9 protein-coding genes are annotated in these 16,585 nt (G+C 40.1%); all 9 read right to left on the bottom strand.

Annotation, left to right across the window (positions count from 1 at the left end):
• Positions 1 to 50: 50 nt before the first annotated feature.
• On the bottom strand, positions 51 to 3,032 hold the full coding sequence (locus WG989_RS09045) for a PAS domain S-box protein (protein ID WP_340428831.1): 2,982 nt from the start codon (positions 3,030 to 3,032) through the stop codon (positions 51 to 53).
• A 769-nt stretch (positions 3,033 to 3,801) separates the two neighbouring features.
• Positions 3,802 to 5,622 carry a hybrid sensor histidine kinase/response regulator gene (locus WG989_RS09040; RefSeq protein WP_340428829.1) on the bottom strand — a complete coding sequence of 607 codons (1,821 nt, stop codon included), beginning with the start codon at positions 5,620 to 5,622 and terminating at the stop codon, positions 3,802 to 3,804.
• Positions 5,623 to 6,045 (bottom strand): response regulator, encoded by a 423-nt coding sequence (locus tag WG989_RS09035; protein ID WP_340428828.1) that lies wholly within the window; start codon positions 6,043 to 6,045, stop codon positions 5,623 to 5,625. It lies immediately after the preceding gene.
• Positions 6,032 to 10,630, bottom strand: a complete 4,599-nt coding sequence (locus WG989_RS09030; protein WP_340428826.1) for a PAS domain S-box protein — start codon at positions 10,628 to 10,630, stop codon at positions 6,032 to 6,034. Before WG989_RS09030 ends, WG989_RS09035 begins: the two co-directional genes overlap by 14 nt.
• A gap of 666 nt (positions 10,631 to 11,296) precedes the next feature.
• Positions 11,297 to 11,707: a globin domain-containing protein gene (locus WG989_RS09025; RefSeq protein ID WP_340428824.1), complete on the bottom strand. Its 411-nt coding sequence runs from the start codon at positions 11,705 to 11,707 to the stop codon at positions 11,297 to 11,299.
• Positions 11,708 to 11,857: 150 nt separating this feature from the next.
• Complete coding sequence (locus tag WG989_RS09020; RefSeq protein ID WP_340428821.1) at positions 11,858 to 12,283, bottom strand: globin domain-containing protein; 426 nt, start codon at positions 12,281 to 12,283, stop codon at positions 11,858 to 11,860.
• 23 nt (positions 12,284 to 12,306) lie between these two features.
• On the bottom strand, positions 12,307 to 12,618 hold the full coding sequence (locus WG989_RS09015) for a hypothetical protein (protein WP_340428818.1): 312 nt from the start codon (positions 12,616 to 12,618) through the stop codon (positions 12,307 to 12,309).
• A gap of 107 nt (positions 12,619 to 12,725) precedes the next feature.
• Positions 12,726 to 13,499: a LytR/AlgR family response regulator transcription factor gene (locus WG989_RS09010; RefSeq protein WP_340428816.1), complete on the bottom strand. Its 774-nt coding sequence runs from the start codon at positions 13,497 to 13,499 to the stop codon at positions 12,726 to 12,728.
• 20 nt (positions 13,500 to 13,519) lie between these two features.
• Positions 13,520 to 16,507, bottom strand: coding sequence for a ligand-binding sensor domain-containing protein (locus tag WG989_RS09005; RefSeq protein WP_340428814.1), 2,988 nt, complete (start codon positions 16,505 to 16,507; stop codon positions 13,520 to 13,522).
• Positions 16,508 to 16,585: the final 78 nt, after the last annotated feature.

Here is a 16,585-nt window from a genome sequence, read left to right as displayed (position 1 = left end):
TTTTTTTTGGGTTGGTATTTCTTCATAGTTTATTTAATATGAAAACAATATCAGAATATATCACTCGTATCATCCTGCAACAACGGCACGTTTACTTCTACCTTCATTCCACGATCGGGGTTGCGGCGTATTCTGAACTTTCCTCCCATCATTACGGTTCTTTCCTGCATACCTAACACACCCAATGTTTTTTTGCGCCCTACGGACGTAACATCAAAGCCCTTCCCATTATCGGTTATGGTCATTGCAATTGCATTTTCCTCAATAAAAAGTTCTACAACTACTTCTGTTGCTTCAGAATGCCGGGCAACATTGGTTACACTTTCCTGGTAAATACGAAACAAGCCGGTTGCCAGTGGTTGCGGAATTTCAATGTTTGTCTCTACTGTAATAAAATCGGTTTTGATACCGGATCGTTTCCCAAACTCGATCAAATGCCATTCAACAGCTGCAGCTAATCCAAGGTCGTCCAGAAGACCGGGGCGCAGATCAGATGATATCCGTCGTACTGAATTCACAGTATCGTTCAGCATTTGTACGATCTCTTCTGTTTTAACCACCAACGTTGGCTGATCGAGTGCTTTAATTTTTTTATTGAGCCATGAAATATCCATTTTCAATACGGTCAGTTGCTGACCTAATTCATCATGTATTTCACGTGCAATATGGATACGCTCCTCTTCTCTTGCATTTTGCAAATGAGAAGTAAGTTTACGAATGGCCCTGTACGAGTTATTGATTTCTTCTTCAGCCTTTTTACGTTCTGTTATATCACGAATAAATGCAAGAAAGCGACCATCTGATAAAAATTTTGCATTGATCTCGATATCAATTGCTGATCCATCTTTTCTCTTCAGCTTACGTTCCGAACGTGCGCCCTGTTCACTTTTCATTGCTTCAAACTGAAAGGGATTTGTTTTCAATTCTTGATGGTCGGCTAAATCGTAGATGGTCATCTTCGCCAATTCTTCATGACTGTATTGAGAGAGTTTTGCACCGGCTGAGTTGACAATAATGAACCGGCCTGTATGATCCGCAATAAAAATTCCATCGTTCGCCTGCTCAACAAGTGTGCGGTATTTTTCTTCGCTTTGCTGTAATGCCTTCTCCGCTTTTTTCCGTTCTGTAATATCCATCATACTACCCATCATACGAATAGGTTTCCCATGTTCGTCCCGCACAATATAAGTACGGTCATAAATATCGATGATCTCACCATTTCCTTTAATGAAACGATATTCAGTTACCCAAATATTTCGTTTTGATTTCAAGGTAGCATCCAGGCTTTTCAGAATTTTCTCTCTATCGTCGGGATAAAGATGGTTACACCAATCATCATAGGTAGGCACAGGGTCTTGCATGGTAAGACCGTACAACGAATGATTCATTTCGTTACCCCATGACTCATGTGTGATAAGATCGTTTTCCCACACGGCATCGTTGGTGGTTTTTGCAATCAACTCAAAGCGTTCATTGGAATGTTTAATGGCTTCATCCGCTTGTTTTTGAGCGGTTACATCCATCATACTACCGAGCATGCGGATTGGATTCCCCTCAGCATCCCGTTCAATATAACATCGGTCGAAGATATTTTTATAAGTACCGTTTGATTGAAACCTGTATTCAGAAATAAATACATTGGTATCGGATGCCAACGCATCGTCCTGCAATTGGAGAATGGATTGCCGGTCTTCCGGATGCAACCTTGCTGCCCATTCCTGTGAACTTGGCACAGGATCATTGATGGTAAGTCCATAAAGTTGTTGATGCATTTCGTTACTCCACAACTTTCCGGTTTTTAATTCCCATTCCCATACAGCATCATTGGTAGTGCTTGTAATGCGAAGGAACCGCTCATTAGAATGCTTTAATTCTGTTTCGGATTTAAGCCGCTCTGTTACATCACGCACATACGTGCATAAAAAATCTTCACCATCATTTTTGATTTCCCTGATCACCAGTTCAGCCATAAATTCTTCGCCATTGGCACGAACGGCGGGCAAATGCATTACATTATTCAATACAATACTCTTGCCTGTGGTAAGATATTTTGTAAACCCCGCAGCATGCTTAGTATGATAACGTTTGTGAATAACAAGTTCAGATAATTTTTTACCGATCGCTTCTTCTTGCTTCCATCCAAATATTACTTCGGCTTGCGGGTTCCATGTGAAGATGACTTCATCCCTGGTAACACAAATAATTGCATCGAGTGCCGAATCCATGATCAGCTCCCGAATATCTTCACTGCGACGGAGTTGTTCTTCATTTTTTTTGCGTGCCGTAACATCACGTGTAACTCCCAATGCATTGCTGATGTTGCCTTCTGTATTTCTGTAAGGAACAACGTTGATCTCGCACCATCTGTGTGTTCCTTTTAAAGTGCGCATTTCAAATTCAAGCTGTCCCGATTTACCTTCAAACGCAAGCCGCACAAGTTCAGCTGCCTTTGTTCGATAAGGAATTTCGACAACGCTCAATATCGATTGTCCTTTTATTGCTTCAAAATCATCGATGTCCATCATGTCCATTCCCGCCTTGTTTACTTCATACAATTCACAATTGGGCCCAAGGAGTTTAATGCATTCGGGATCTGTATTTAAGATGGTGCGTAAACGGTGTTCACTTTCAATAAGGGCCATTTCATTTTTCTTACGTTCAATGCTGTACTGAATACTGCGGCTGAGCATACGTTCATCAAACTCACCTTTCACCAGGTAATCCTGTGCACCTGATTGCAACGCTTCGAGTGCCAGTTGCAGATCGTTCATACCACTCAGTACAATAATTGGAGAAGAAGGAAACAGCCCATTGATCTCAGCAAGCGACGAAAGCCCGAAACTATCCGGCAACATAAGATCAAGAAATATGAGCGAGGGATGAAGTGATCCTTTTTGTTGATGTACCAGTTGAAGATTGGACAGATTGATGATTTTTTCGATTTGCAGGTCGCCATGTTCAAGCACATCTTTCAGCAAAAAGAAATCGCCTTCATTATCTTCTATCACCAATATGGATTCAACATTTTGCATAGTGTCAACTTTCACGATAAGGGACGTTTGCTCATTCTAAAAAGCATGTCCGGCTCAGGTTGTATGCCTCTTCACAAATCCATCTTCACTGTCCGACTGACGTACAAATTCATTAATGACTGCTGGTTCTAATAATAACTGTTGGTAGTATGCTGCAACAGGGTTTTCAGAGGTTATGTTATTTCCGTTAGCTGAAACCGTTCCTGTAGCAGTGTTTGGCTTAACTGTACCGAACAGAACCTGAGTTCCAAAATACTGATTTTATTCGTCTGCTTTTCTACTATTTCAACAAATTTCAATTCGAAAACAAACAGGCGTTGCTAAAACTAATGGTTTCTACTCATCTGTTCTAAAGAGAGTTCGCAAAAAGAGCATATCACTTGATGAAAAATTATCTATGTAGATATCCTACTACATGTTGTCCACAGGAAGTATGACCTTAAGTTGAGGCGTGGCTCTATTGCCCGCACGGCTTAAAAATTGTCTCTTTGTATCAACAAACAAACGAGATTTTTGAAAAACCTCAACCATAATTTCAGAACCCGATGAGCTCAATATTCATTGTCACTTCTGAAACCACAATTGATCCAAGCCTGTGAAAAATGTTGAAAATTTTTGATGATGTTTAAGTTTGATGATTGATGATGATCCTATCCTTGAAAACCACCGAATCCAGATCCTATTGAAAACAAACCTATTGAACCCGGCAGCAGTGTTTTAAAACATTCGTTTCCGGGTTTTGTTTTTCCATTATTATTTTATTTACAGGTTACAAGCTGTGAAAAACTACATTAAGCTGGCAGCCCTTGCCGGGTGCACTTTTTATTGTTACAGCACCATTTACAAGCGAAGCTCTTGTACGGATGTTCAGTAATCCCACACCACCTGTTTTCTGTGTTACATCAAAGCCAATTCCATTATCAGTTATTTGTAAAACGACACGATCTGCCACCTGTTCAATTTTAAGTTGAACATTACTGGCCTTTGCGTATTTCAGAATATTATTCATTTGCTCTTGCAAAATTCGATAGATCGTCAATTTCAACTGTTCAGACATGATGGAGCTATCCATATTATCAAGTTGCGTTTCCACTTCCATGCCACTGCCTTCCTGCACAATTGTAATGAGCGAAGCGATTGATTTTTCTAGGCTCGCTTCTGTCATAGCCGGAGGAATTAATGAGTGCGACAGCTGACGAATTTCCCTTATAGCGCTATCGATCAGCAGATCCGATTCTTCAATATAGGATTTGTATGCAGTACCGTTTGATTTTACAAGACCGAGATACAAACGGGAGCTGGCTAATATCTGGTTTACATTATCGTGCAGCTCTCGTCCTATTTCTTCACGTTCTTTTTCCTGAGCACTTATCACGGCCCTGGTAATTTCCAATTCACGCTGCTCCTGTTCTTTGATCAGTTGTTTTTCAAGTTTGATCTTTTCTGTTATATCAATTGAAATGGCCATGATAGACGGATGCCCTTTATAATTTATGCGGGTCGAAGAAATTTGCATAAACAACTCTTCGCCGGTTTTTGAAGTATGCCGCCATACTTTATTCATGGAAAACCATTCGTCAGCCAATGCTTCCTTTACAAACTCTTTAATGTATTGGTAATCCTGCGGAGGGCGAAGATCAAGCGTTGTAAGTTGCAGCAATTCTTCTTTTGTGTAACCGTATGTTACTGCTGCCACATCGTTTATTTCAAGTATCTGGAAGTCGTGCAGTCGCCAAATAAAAATACTTGCCGGGATGCTGTTAAAAAAGGAACGGTATTTTTCTTCTGAAATACGAAGTTGCTCCTCTGCCTTTTTTTGTTCAGTAATATTGCGAAGCGCCCCAATGATACGAATAATTTTTCCTTCCTTATCCCGTACTACATAGCCTTTGTCTGAAACATAAATGTATTCATCTTCGCCGGTAAGAAACCGGTATTCTTCTTCAAATTGATTTTTTACTGAATCTCCTTCCAGCTCATTCAACAACTTACTGTTTACGTATTGATCTTCCGGGTGGATACGGCTAAGCCAAAACTCACTTCCGCCATCTTTTAAATGAGCGGGCAGTTTCAGAATTTTTACAAACTGTTCTTCATTACGATATACTTTGTTGTTTACATAATCCCAATCCCACACCATATCGTTGGTGGCTTTACTTACCAATTCATACCGTTCATTACTAAGCCGTAGTTCCTGTAAATTCCGTTTCCGTTCAATACTATACAAAATAGTTTTTTCAAGCAATCGTTCATTAAACTCTCCTTTGAGTAAGAAATCCTGTGCACCTAAAGAGATGGCATCGGTGGCCGTGGCTGTATCGCTTAAACCGGAAAGTATAACAATGGGTAACGCCTTTGCATAATGATTGACCCGGAGAAACGATTCGATCCCATATGAATCCGGCAGCGAAAGATCGAGTAATATCAAATCTACCCGCTTCTGTTGTAATATGTCAATTGCTGCTGCAACTGTATCGGCTTTCTCAATGGCACGGATATCCAGCATGGTATCACGCAACAGCTCCTCTACCAGAAAAAGATCGCCCGGATTATCATCTACTACTAAAATATGTAATGAACTATCTGTCATTTATATAGCTTTTTTGTAGGATGTCCAGAATTGTTCAATGGTATACACCGCATCGAAATAATGTTGCAACTCAGCCGGCTTTTGTAAGTATAGATCAGCCTTTAGTTCTCTTGTTTCATTTACATCTTTATCGTTAACGGATGAAGAAAAAATAACCACAGGTAAATGTTGCAGATCGACATCAGACCGAATGAGCTGTAACACTTGTTTACCATCCAGCTTTGGCAAGTTAATATCCAGTATTATAAGATCAGGTAATTGGCTGATGCATTTCTTTGCTATTGCTTTGAGATAACGGATGGCTTCTTCACCATCGCCAACTGAACTGATCCTGTTTTTAGTATCCCAATTGAGCAACGCTTCCTGCGTGAGCAGCACATCGCCGCTATTATCTTCTACTAATAAAATTTCAACTTCTTTCATAGGAAAAACCTGATTTTTCAGCAACTAAATGTTTACTGATGGTAAAATAAAAAACACTTCCTTTTCCGGTTTCTGATTCAACACGGATGTTACCTCCATGCCTGTCAACAATTTTTTTACAAATTGCAAGACCAATACCGGTTCCGGAATATTCCGCTTTATTATGCAGCCGTTGAAAGATCACAAAGATCTTTTCAGCAAACTTTTGATCAAATCCAATTCCATTATCTTTTACAGCAAACAGCCATTCATCAGTTCTTTCCTCAGCAGTAATTTGTACTACCGGGGTTTCATCACTTGAATACTTCAATGCATTGCCCACAAGGTTTTGTAACAATTGCGCCATCTGTGTTTTATCGGCCCAGGTTAGCAGAGGCATTGCGCCCACATCAATTGTTGCATGTTTCTCCTGAATTTGTAACCCCAGGTTTTGCAACACTTCCTTCACCACCTCCTGCATATCCACTTTTTCCAATTCCTGTTTGCGGGTAGTAACTCTTGAATAGTCTAACAGATCGTTGATCAACCTTTTCATACGAACAGAACCATCCACTGCAAAGCGGATATACTCTTGTCCCTTTTCATCAATTGAGTTGTTGTATTTTTTTTGCAACAGTTGTAGAAAACTGCTTACCATCCGTAAAGGTTCCTGTAAGTCGTGTGAAGCAATGTAGGCAAACCGTTCCAATTCCCTGTTCGATACTTCCAACTCAGATGCCCGTTGCTCCAATTGCGTAAACAATTCTTTTAATTGGAGCTCTGCTTCTTTTTGCAGTGTAATATCTTTTGCAATACCATATACACCTGTAATGATTCCATCAACTACAATAGGCATATTACTGATCGACAAATACCTGCTGTTTCCTTTTTGCGTAATAGCTCTTACATTGTAGGTTTGCGGGTCGCCTTGCAATACGTTTTGAAAATGCCCCATCGTTTTTTCCAGATCGGCCGGATGGCAGAATGGGATAAATGTTTTTGCCTGAAACAACTCATACCGATCACATTCCAACAGCTTTTCAAGACCGGGATTAAAACTTATAAAATTGCCATCTTTATCAAGCGAATAAACTGCATCCGGATTTTGATCGAACAATGATTTATATTCCTGTTGGCTGATGGCTAATGATTGTTCAATTGCTTTTAGCTCGGTAATATCATTTACAGAACCCACCAGCCTGATACAATTTCCTTCACTATCAAAAATGGGAGTGGCGGTTACTATGCCTACTTTTACACCGGTAGGATACGCTGATGTTTCCTGCCATACAACAGACTGCTTTGTTCGTATTGCTTCTTTATATTTTTCAAGCACAAGAGATAATGAAGGCTCTGGAATTACTTCTTCTACATATTTGCCAAACACATCATCAGCAGCTACGCCAATCGTTGTAAGACCTGCGTTATTCATAGAAATAAAACGAAACTTATGCTCATTCTCAACTCCCAGCAGAAAAATAATGCCTGCCGTGGAATTATAAATAAGATTCAACTGCTCTTCATTCACTTTCAGCGCAAGTGCTGCATTTTTAGCTTCGGTAATATCCTGTATAGTACCCTCTACAAGCACGGGTTCGTCTTGTTCGTTAAAAATAACAGTGCCTTTTTGAATAACGTATTTTATATCTCCATTTGGCAATACTATTCGATGTTCGTGATCCAGAGGTGCATCTCCTTTGAGAATACGTTGTTGCCCTTCAAGAAATCCTTGCTGATCTTCGGGGTGTACCCGACGGAAAAAAGAATTAAAATCTCCATTGAATGCTTGCTCTTCCAATCCAAAAATTGTGTACACCTCCTTTGACCAGAATAAAACATCGTTCTTCAAATCATGCGACCAATAGCCCAGCTTTGCAATTTGCTGTGCCATTTCCAACTGGTTATTGATGGTCAATAACTCCCGTTGATAATTTTTATTTTGTGTTATATCTCTACCCCGGCATGCTACACCAATTACGTCTCCATTTTTAGTAATGGGGTTGAAGATGATCTCATCCCAATGTTCATCCACCGCTCCTCTTTCCGCCGTATGTAATTCTATCGTGAACGATTCCCCTGTTAAAGCACGGGCATAGTGCTGACGCCAGAACGTTACATTTTCTTCTGAAAATACAGACGGAATTAAAACATCATCACCTGGCTTCAGGAATAAATCATCCGATAATTTCAAGCTTTCCAGGAAAGCCTTGTTGGCTGCAAGCAATTTATAATCGCTGCTAACGCTCCATATAAGATCGGTGGTGGTGTTAATGAGCGCTTCCTTATCGAGACGATCAAATTCTTTTTGTTGTTCGTATTTCTTTTGCTCGGTAATATCCCAGCTAACACCAATAATACCTGTTAATTTTCCATTTGTGTCAGTTACAGGCGAATTATATATCTGAGCAGTAAATGGTCCTTTGGTTCTATGCATTACCAAAAACTCACCCGACCAACTCTCACCTTGCGAAAGCCTGGCCATTATTTCAGCACCTTGTTCAATCGACATTTCTGTTGGTGTTACCTCCATAATGTTGATGCCAACAACATCTTCTCTTTTCCAACCGTATAATTTTTCAGCAAACCCGTTCCAAAATATGATCGTTCCATCCAGTTTTGTAACGATCACAGATTGCTGAATGGTATTCAGTAAATGGGATTGAAACTCCAATTCCTGTTCGTACAAATTTTCAATCGTAATATCTTTTAACACACCATACACACCCGTTATCTCCTGTTGAATATAGATGGGCATAAGAATCACATTCACCGACTTCCGTACGTTGGTGCTGGTAATAATAACTGTTTCGAAACGTTGTGTTTTTCCATTGACAACTTCCAGAAAATAGTTGATGATATCACCTGCTTTATCAACATCAATATACTGTACAAAATCACTTTTCAGCAATTGCTCACGTGATGCCTCTGCCAACTCTAATGCACCATCATTTACACTGGTGAATTTTCCTGTTAAATCAAATGATACCACCGCATCGGGGTGTTGCTCAAACAACGTTTTGTATTCCTGCTGGCTGATCGCCAACTCACGCTCTACTTCTTTTAGTTCAGTAATATCATGAAATACGCCAACCAACCGCACTGCATTTCCCTCGTTATTCAAAATTATTTTTGCCTTCGATACAATGTAGCGGATACTACCGTCGGGTCGTACAAATCGCTTGTTGGCAGCGTAGTCCCGTTTATTCTGTATTGCCTGTTGCATTTCTTCAACTGAAGAAGCTTGGTCATCAGGATGAATTACCTCCAATCCTTTTTCGAATGTTACTTCAAATGCTCCGGGCTGGTAACCGCAAATGCGAAACACCTCATCGGACCAATGCAATGTATTTGTTGTAAGATCAAGTTCCCAACTGCCAACATGCGCAATTGCTTCTGCCTGGGTTAAAAGCTCTCGCTTACTGATGATCGCCTTCAGTGCATTTTCTTCTACCGTTATTTCACGTACACTTACCATGAACCGATCACATAAACCATCATCACTCACAACTGGTAAATAGGAAAGTTGCAGAGTAGCTGTTTCGCCATTTTTCGATATTGTGTGTTTGTAACGGATCGTTTCACCGTTCAATACACGATCGTATATATTTTTCAGAATTTGATACCGTTCCGGATCTGCCCACTTCAACAGACTGTCTCCACGTTTCAATGGCATGGCCAACAGTTCGGCCGAACGTTCTTCGGCAGCTTTGTTATAGTTCACTAAGCGATATTCACGATCAATGATCATGAATATTTCTTCCGTATTGTTGAGGATGGAAGCCATTTCTTCCTGCGACTGACGCAACTTCAATTCCTGTTCCTTACGATCAGAAATATCTGCAATTACTGTACTGGTTCGTTCTTCTCCGTTTTTATCAATAAAAACATAGGATGAGAACTCAATTGGAAAATGCTGGCCATTTTTTCGAATGCCCGTCAGCTCACCGGAGGCAACCCCTGTTGCACTGCGTTCTTTTAGTTTTTCAGTTAGCCGTATATCAGTATGATCAATAATTGCCTGCCTTCCCAACTTGCACAATTCCTCTTCAGTATAACCAAACATTTCACAAGCAGCTCTGTTTGCTTCTAAAATAGTGCCATCAGGTTTTGTAAGAAAAAATGCCTGTAAGGAATTTTCAAAGATCGATTCAAATTTTATACGGCTGGCTTCAAGCAGTTTTTCTGTTTTCCGTTCATTGGTAACATCACGTATCGATTTTACTTTGAACCGTTGCCCGTTATCCTGTAACAGCAAATTTGCACTGTATGAAACAATGATCTTCTCCTTATTTTTTGTGATGCCTGTCCATTCTTTTTCACCGTCGCTATCCTGTCCGTTAAAAAAAGTAACATGTGCTTCGATGGCTGCCTGTATTTCTTCTTCAATATGAAGAATTGTATGCGGCTTACCCAGTAACTCATTACGCTCATAGCCAAACATTTTACAAATGCGGTCATTTACTTCCACCAGGCTACCGGCTTCATCCACTACAACAATACCAATGGCTGTGATATTAAAGACAGCTTTCAGTAACTGATCGTTACTTTGCAAACCGGCTGTATGCTGATCGTCTATATTACTTGATATGGATTTTGAAAAAGGCACGTTTACTTATTGCGTTTGCTTATGTTAAATTCGTTATGATCATATTCTGCTAACAGTTCTTCTCTTTCACTAAAAAATTCCCGCTGGAAGTTGTTCTACTTTGTAGCGAACATCTTCCAACAACTACAGCAATTGTTTTTCTTAGCCTTGTAAACAATTACCTGCATTGTCAACATGAAGTATTTTAAACAGAAGCGGTACAGCAGTCAGTTTTATGCTCATTACAGGTATAATAACAGATCGATCCTCTTGAATGACTGCATCCGGATGATCTGGCTCGTTTAAATGTGGATTTTGGGTCGTCATTCGCCGAATTTAAAGAGTTACGCCGTTATCTGAACTTGCTGAACAGGTTAATTCTTTTAAATTGGTAATGCTTTTACAAAAGTGCATAGAAACCCTTAGGTAAAGTATAGTGTAACAGCCTGATATAATGTAGTGTAGATTCTACAAGTTGTAAGCAAGACACAGAAAGAAGAGAATTAGCTGTAAACCCTTAGTATGTAAGATGTTTGGAGATGATTACCATCGGCGGGCTTTTACTCCGATTTAGTTGAATTGAGAATTGAACAGACGCACACAAACAATGAATGAACGTTCCCTATTCGTCACAACAACAAAAAAGCCCGGAATAATTACCGGGCCTGCATTCGTGTTTTTGAAAGGTCAGTTTGCGGTTGCATTGATCATGGCATCAGCCAGTGCAGTGTAACATTTGGTCCATGCTTCCTTTACTTCCGGTGTATAATCTTTTCCGAGCCCTTGTTCCAATGTCCACAACAGGGCTTCTCCTACTTTTTGGTATTGTGCCGGTTTTACACCATATGCTACATGACGTTGCGCCATTGCAGCTATATCGCTTGATAATTCTTCCAGATTGTCGAGCCGGCCTACTATTGTGCTGAGCATATCGATTAACTTCTGATATTGCTGATTCATTTCCTTTGGAAACATTTTACGTACCGATGGATTCTCAAGAAAAAGTTTCGAATAAAATGTATCACCCACAACAACCGGGTTAATTTCCCGGAAGAGCTTCCATGTACGTTTGATCAATATGATTTCTTCCTTTGTCATCTCTGTTCATTTTCTTCAACTGTAAAATTGCATGAAAGTAAAAAACAAGCAAAAAATAAGTGAGTGAAGTGTAGCAAAAATTGATTGAAGTGTAAAAGCCCCCGATTTATATCGGGGGCAGCATCAAACCTTATATACCAGGAGAACCAATTATGCACGTTCAGGTGCTTCAGCCGTTGCTTCCAACATAGCTGATGCCAATAGATTATAGCAGTTAGCCCAAGCCTGTTTTACTTCGTCAGTAAATAGGTTTGCCAATGCCTGCGCTAATGTCCATAACAAAGCACTGCCTACAATTTCATAATGCTCTTCCTGCACTCCATATTTCACGCGACGCTTTGCTAATTGTTTTACATCTTCAAGAATTGTATCCAGCTTATCAAGCCTGTTGATCACATAACCGATCATAGCCATCAATTTTTTTGATTGCACAGGAATTGATTCGCTGAACATTGGCTTTAAATAAGGTGCCGATTCAAAAAGACGTTTGTAAAAGATTCCACCTGCCACTACAGGATCAATACGTTCAACAACCGACCAGGAATACTTTACGAGGTGAGTTTCGTTAGCTGTCATTTTTATTTATTTTAAAGTGATAATTAAACAATTAAAATTCTTGAAAGGTCATCAGGGCAATAGCGGATGTGTACCAAATCGCCAACGTGTGGCTTCTGCTCTTTGTTGAGAAGAGTTTGCATGTGCCTGTAAGTAACAACACCTTTGATCTTCAACATGACCCACAGGCGTAGTTGCACATAACCAAGTAATTGGTCATTCTCTTCCACTATATCAAGAATATGTGCTGTTGCAGGAACACCGGTGCGTAACAGAAAGCGCTGCCATTGCAGTTGCTCGTATATCAAGCGCCTGTTATTTTTCTGAAGTAAACGATTGAACCATTGTAGCAACATATCCTTTGTTTTGCTTACAAATATTCAATCAGATGAGGGGGATTAAAAATTTATCCTGTTGAAGCGTATTGAAATTAAACTGAAGTGTTGTGTTATAACAAAACAAATTATTTGTCTACCCATTTTTTAAACACCGGCGCTTTTTCCCGGCTCATATCAATTTCAAATTTATGATTGGGTTCTTTCAGGCGGATAGTGAGCTTTGAATTCTCCATTGGCTTCACTGTTTGAATAGCATCGATGTTAATGATGTATTGGCGATTGGCCCTGTAAAACTGATCTGGGTTAAGCACCTCCTCAACATCATCCAGTGTAGAAAAATCAAGCATATAGCGATCGCCATTAAACAGGTACACATAGTTGAGCGCTTCTTTGGCGAAGCAGGCAATGTCACTTGTAGCAATGGGCATCCACTGGTTGCGGATGTTTACAAGGAATCGTTCCTTGTACTTATTCACCGACTGTTGCGGATTGGCCAATGCTTTCATTAACTCAGTGAAATCGGTAGCAACCGGATTCTTTCGTTCAATAATAGCTTTGCATTTATTAATCGCTCTTGTTAACTCCTCTTCATCAACTGGTTTCAATAAATAATCAACTCCGTTCACTTTAAAAGCACGAATGGCATACTCATCATAAGCTGTGGTGAATACAATGGGGCAATTGAGTTTAAAATGCTCAAGCAGTTCGAAACTTACACCATCGCTCAATTGAATATCCATAAATAAGATATCAGGCTCGGCATTATTGAAAAACCATTTCTTTGCCACTTTCAAACTGGGGATGATTTCAACTACATCAATGGAAGGGTCAACATTTTTGATCTTGCCTTGCAATACACGTGCAATGATGTCTTCGTCTTCAATAATAACTGCTTTCATATAACTGTTTTAAAATGTGATCAGATCAACGGAATACGGATAATGAATTCACTTGTTGTTTCTTCAATTAACACCGGTCTTCTGCTCAGGTATTGATACAATGATTGTAAGCTGGCAAGCCCCTGCTTGTTGGATGTTTCCACCAAATTCTTCTTCTGCAGATTATTCTTCACCAACAAGTAACCATCTTCGCTTACTATTTCAATGATCAATGGCGTATCAAGATCAATGATGTTATGCTTCATGGCATTCTCTACTAAGTTCTGCAACGTAACAGGTGCAATTTTTTTATGGAGTTCCTCTTCGCTTACATTCATCTTTACCTGCAAGCCTTCTTTGAATCGTGTTTTTTGCAGGTTGATGTACACCTGTACAAAAGCGAGTTCTTCTTTTAAACTCACCAGCTCACTATCCCTGTTCTTTAAAATGTAGCGATAGATCTTCGACATCTGCTCCAGGAAATTACCCGCCATCTTTTGATCGGTTTGGATAAGTCCTGATAAAGATGTTAATGAGTTAAACAGAAAATGCGGATTCAACTGTTGCCGTAAGCTTTCATACATCACCATTACTTTTTCTTTTTCCAGCAATTGTGCCTTCCCTTGCAGCTCCAGCAACTTTTGTTGCTGACGAATACGGTAGCGATAGAATACATACACAAGAGCAATAGCTATTAAAAAGATCATCAACCGAAACCACCATGTTTTATAGAAAACAGTAGCAATGTGAATGTTGATCGTTTTCTCTGTGCAATTCCATTCCATACGATCATCCGATGCTTTTACATGAAACGTATAATTGCCGCCGGGCAGTTTTGTATAATCAGCAAACCGGTTTTGTGTATACTTCCAGTCTTTATCTACTCCATCTAACTTGTATGCATACCAGGTGCCCGATGCATTTTCATAATTGATCGCCGCAAAACCGATCGTGAAAAAATTCTCATCGTGCTTCAATACGATCTCATCCTGCAACAGGGCTTGTGCCTGTTTGCCCGACAATGCAAATGAAGTAAAGAAGGGTACCAACTGCTTATGCTCTTTTGTAAATTGCTGTGGTGAAAAACGCACAAAGCCGTTTTGCGTAGGCATCATCACATCACCATCAGACAATACGGAAGCAGCATGCTCGGGAAATTCAATAGAGGGCAATCCGTGCTGCAATCCAAACGATGTAAAATAAGTGCGACTGCTATCCAGCATCATTAAACCAGCTCCCGTTGCGATCCATAACCTGTTTTGTACATCAACAGCAATTGCACTGGCACTGTTATTAATAAGTCCGTTGGTTTGATTATAATTTTTGATGGTTTTCGTTTCCGGATCAATCGACGTTAACCCGGTAAACGTACTGATCCATACAATTCCTTTCTTATCCTCTGTAATATCAACAATGCTGTTACCTGAAATACCTTGTTGCCCGTTTGTTGAAGCAACCCAATGATGAGAAGTATCTGCTGCTGCATCATACATGGCCAAACCACTTCCATTAAAGCCAAGCCAGTAACGTCCCTTACTGTCGTGAAATAATTTTCGTCCGCCGTTCCCTGCAAATCTGCTCAATCCCGGAAACGAACGGATGCTGTGAAATTTTTTTTCTTTTGTATTGTAATAGTAAAAACCGTCTCCGTCTCTTGTGGAAAACCAGAAGTTACCGCTTCGGTCTTTATCGGCAGAGAAATAAAAAACTGCTGGGATCGAATCTTTCGAAGTGTAAAAAATCATTTTATTTTCCTTCTGCAAGTATTGATTGATGCCTCTGCCGGTTGCGATCCAGATATTATTCTCATCATCACACAACAAACCACGAACAGAATTGAAATGGATCATTGGTGCTTGATCATCTCTGTTATTCCATTCACGATATTCGTTTGTAACAGGATCGTACTTCACCAATCCGTCAATTGTTCCAAACCATAGTTTGCCATTCTTGTCTTCGGTTGCTATCCTTGCCACGCGGCGGTTGCGGATGTCTACGTCTTTATTAAATACCGGGATAATGTGAAACAGATTTTTATCTGGATTGAAGTAATTAACACCGTTGTTACCTGCTATCCACATTACACCATCCTTGTCGCAGTAAGCACTGCTGTGCAGGTTGGTTGAAGGCGTCCATACTTTTAACGGATCGTGAAGAATGCGTTCAAACTTATTCAAACGTTCATTATAAAACAACAATCCATCTAATTGTGTGGTGATCCAGATCCTTCCTTTTTTATCGGAGATCATTGAGGTAAAATTTCCAATGGTATTTTTTCCTGATTCAAAAAACTCGCTGTACACTTCGTACTGTTGCAGATCAGGCGATACTTTTATCACCGCTTCTTTATCATTCACCACCAGCCAGTAATTCTTTTTGTGATCGATCGTCATAGCCATTAACGGCTTGCCTTCAATAAACGGGATACTGATCTTATTCACTTGCTCCGTTGTGGTATTGAACCTGTACAAACCGTCGGTACTTATAAAAAACAGGAAATTTTCTTTCCGCTCAAATGAAAACACCCGTCCCTTCAACACTTCAACTGGCCCATCTTTATAGTAGTATGCTTTTTTTGTTACGGGATTGTATTTCACCAATCCTTTACGGGTGGAAATAAATACAGTGGTTTTATTAATGGGTTCAATTTGAAACACCCATGTTCCCTCCAATGCCTTTACCGGTGTAAACCGATCAGTATTTGCATTGTACTCCAGCATGCCGTCTTCAAGACCTACGAGGAACCCGCCGCTGCTATCGGGCGACATAGCACGTGAAAGCGAAGTTGGTAGCGAAGTACTATCGCCGGCTATGTAGCTGTAACTTTTAACTGAATAACCATCGAATCTGTTAAGCCCGGCTCTTGTTGAAAACCAAATAAAACCCCTGCTATCCTGAGAAAGCGCAAGTATACCGCCGTCGTTCAGGCCATCAGCTACTGTAAGCTTCTTGAAAAAGAAACGGCTCTGCTGTGCAGATGCATCGCTTAACAGGAAAATGGAGAACAGGATGGAAAGAAGGATTTTCATGCGTCCTCAAATTTATTATTCCTGCGCTGATATGGAAATATATCGCTGAAAAACTGCAGAATGGGAGTTGAAGTGTAG

It is taken from the genome of Lacibacter sp. H407, from assembly GCF_037892605.1.
Classification (GTDB): domain Bacteria; phylum Bacteroidota; class Bacteroidia; order Chitinophagales; family Chitinophagaceae; genus Lacibacter.
The sequence above is the reverse complement of the archived record's forward strand: the minus strand, read 5'-3'. Positions and strand labels throughout refer to the sequence as shown.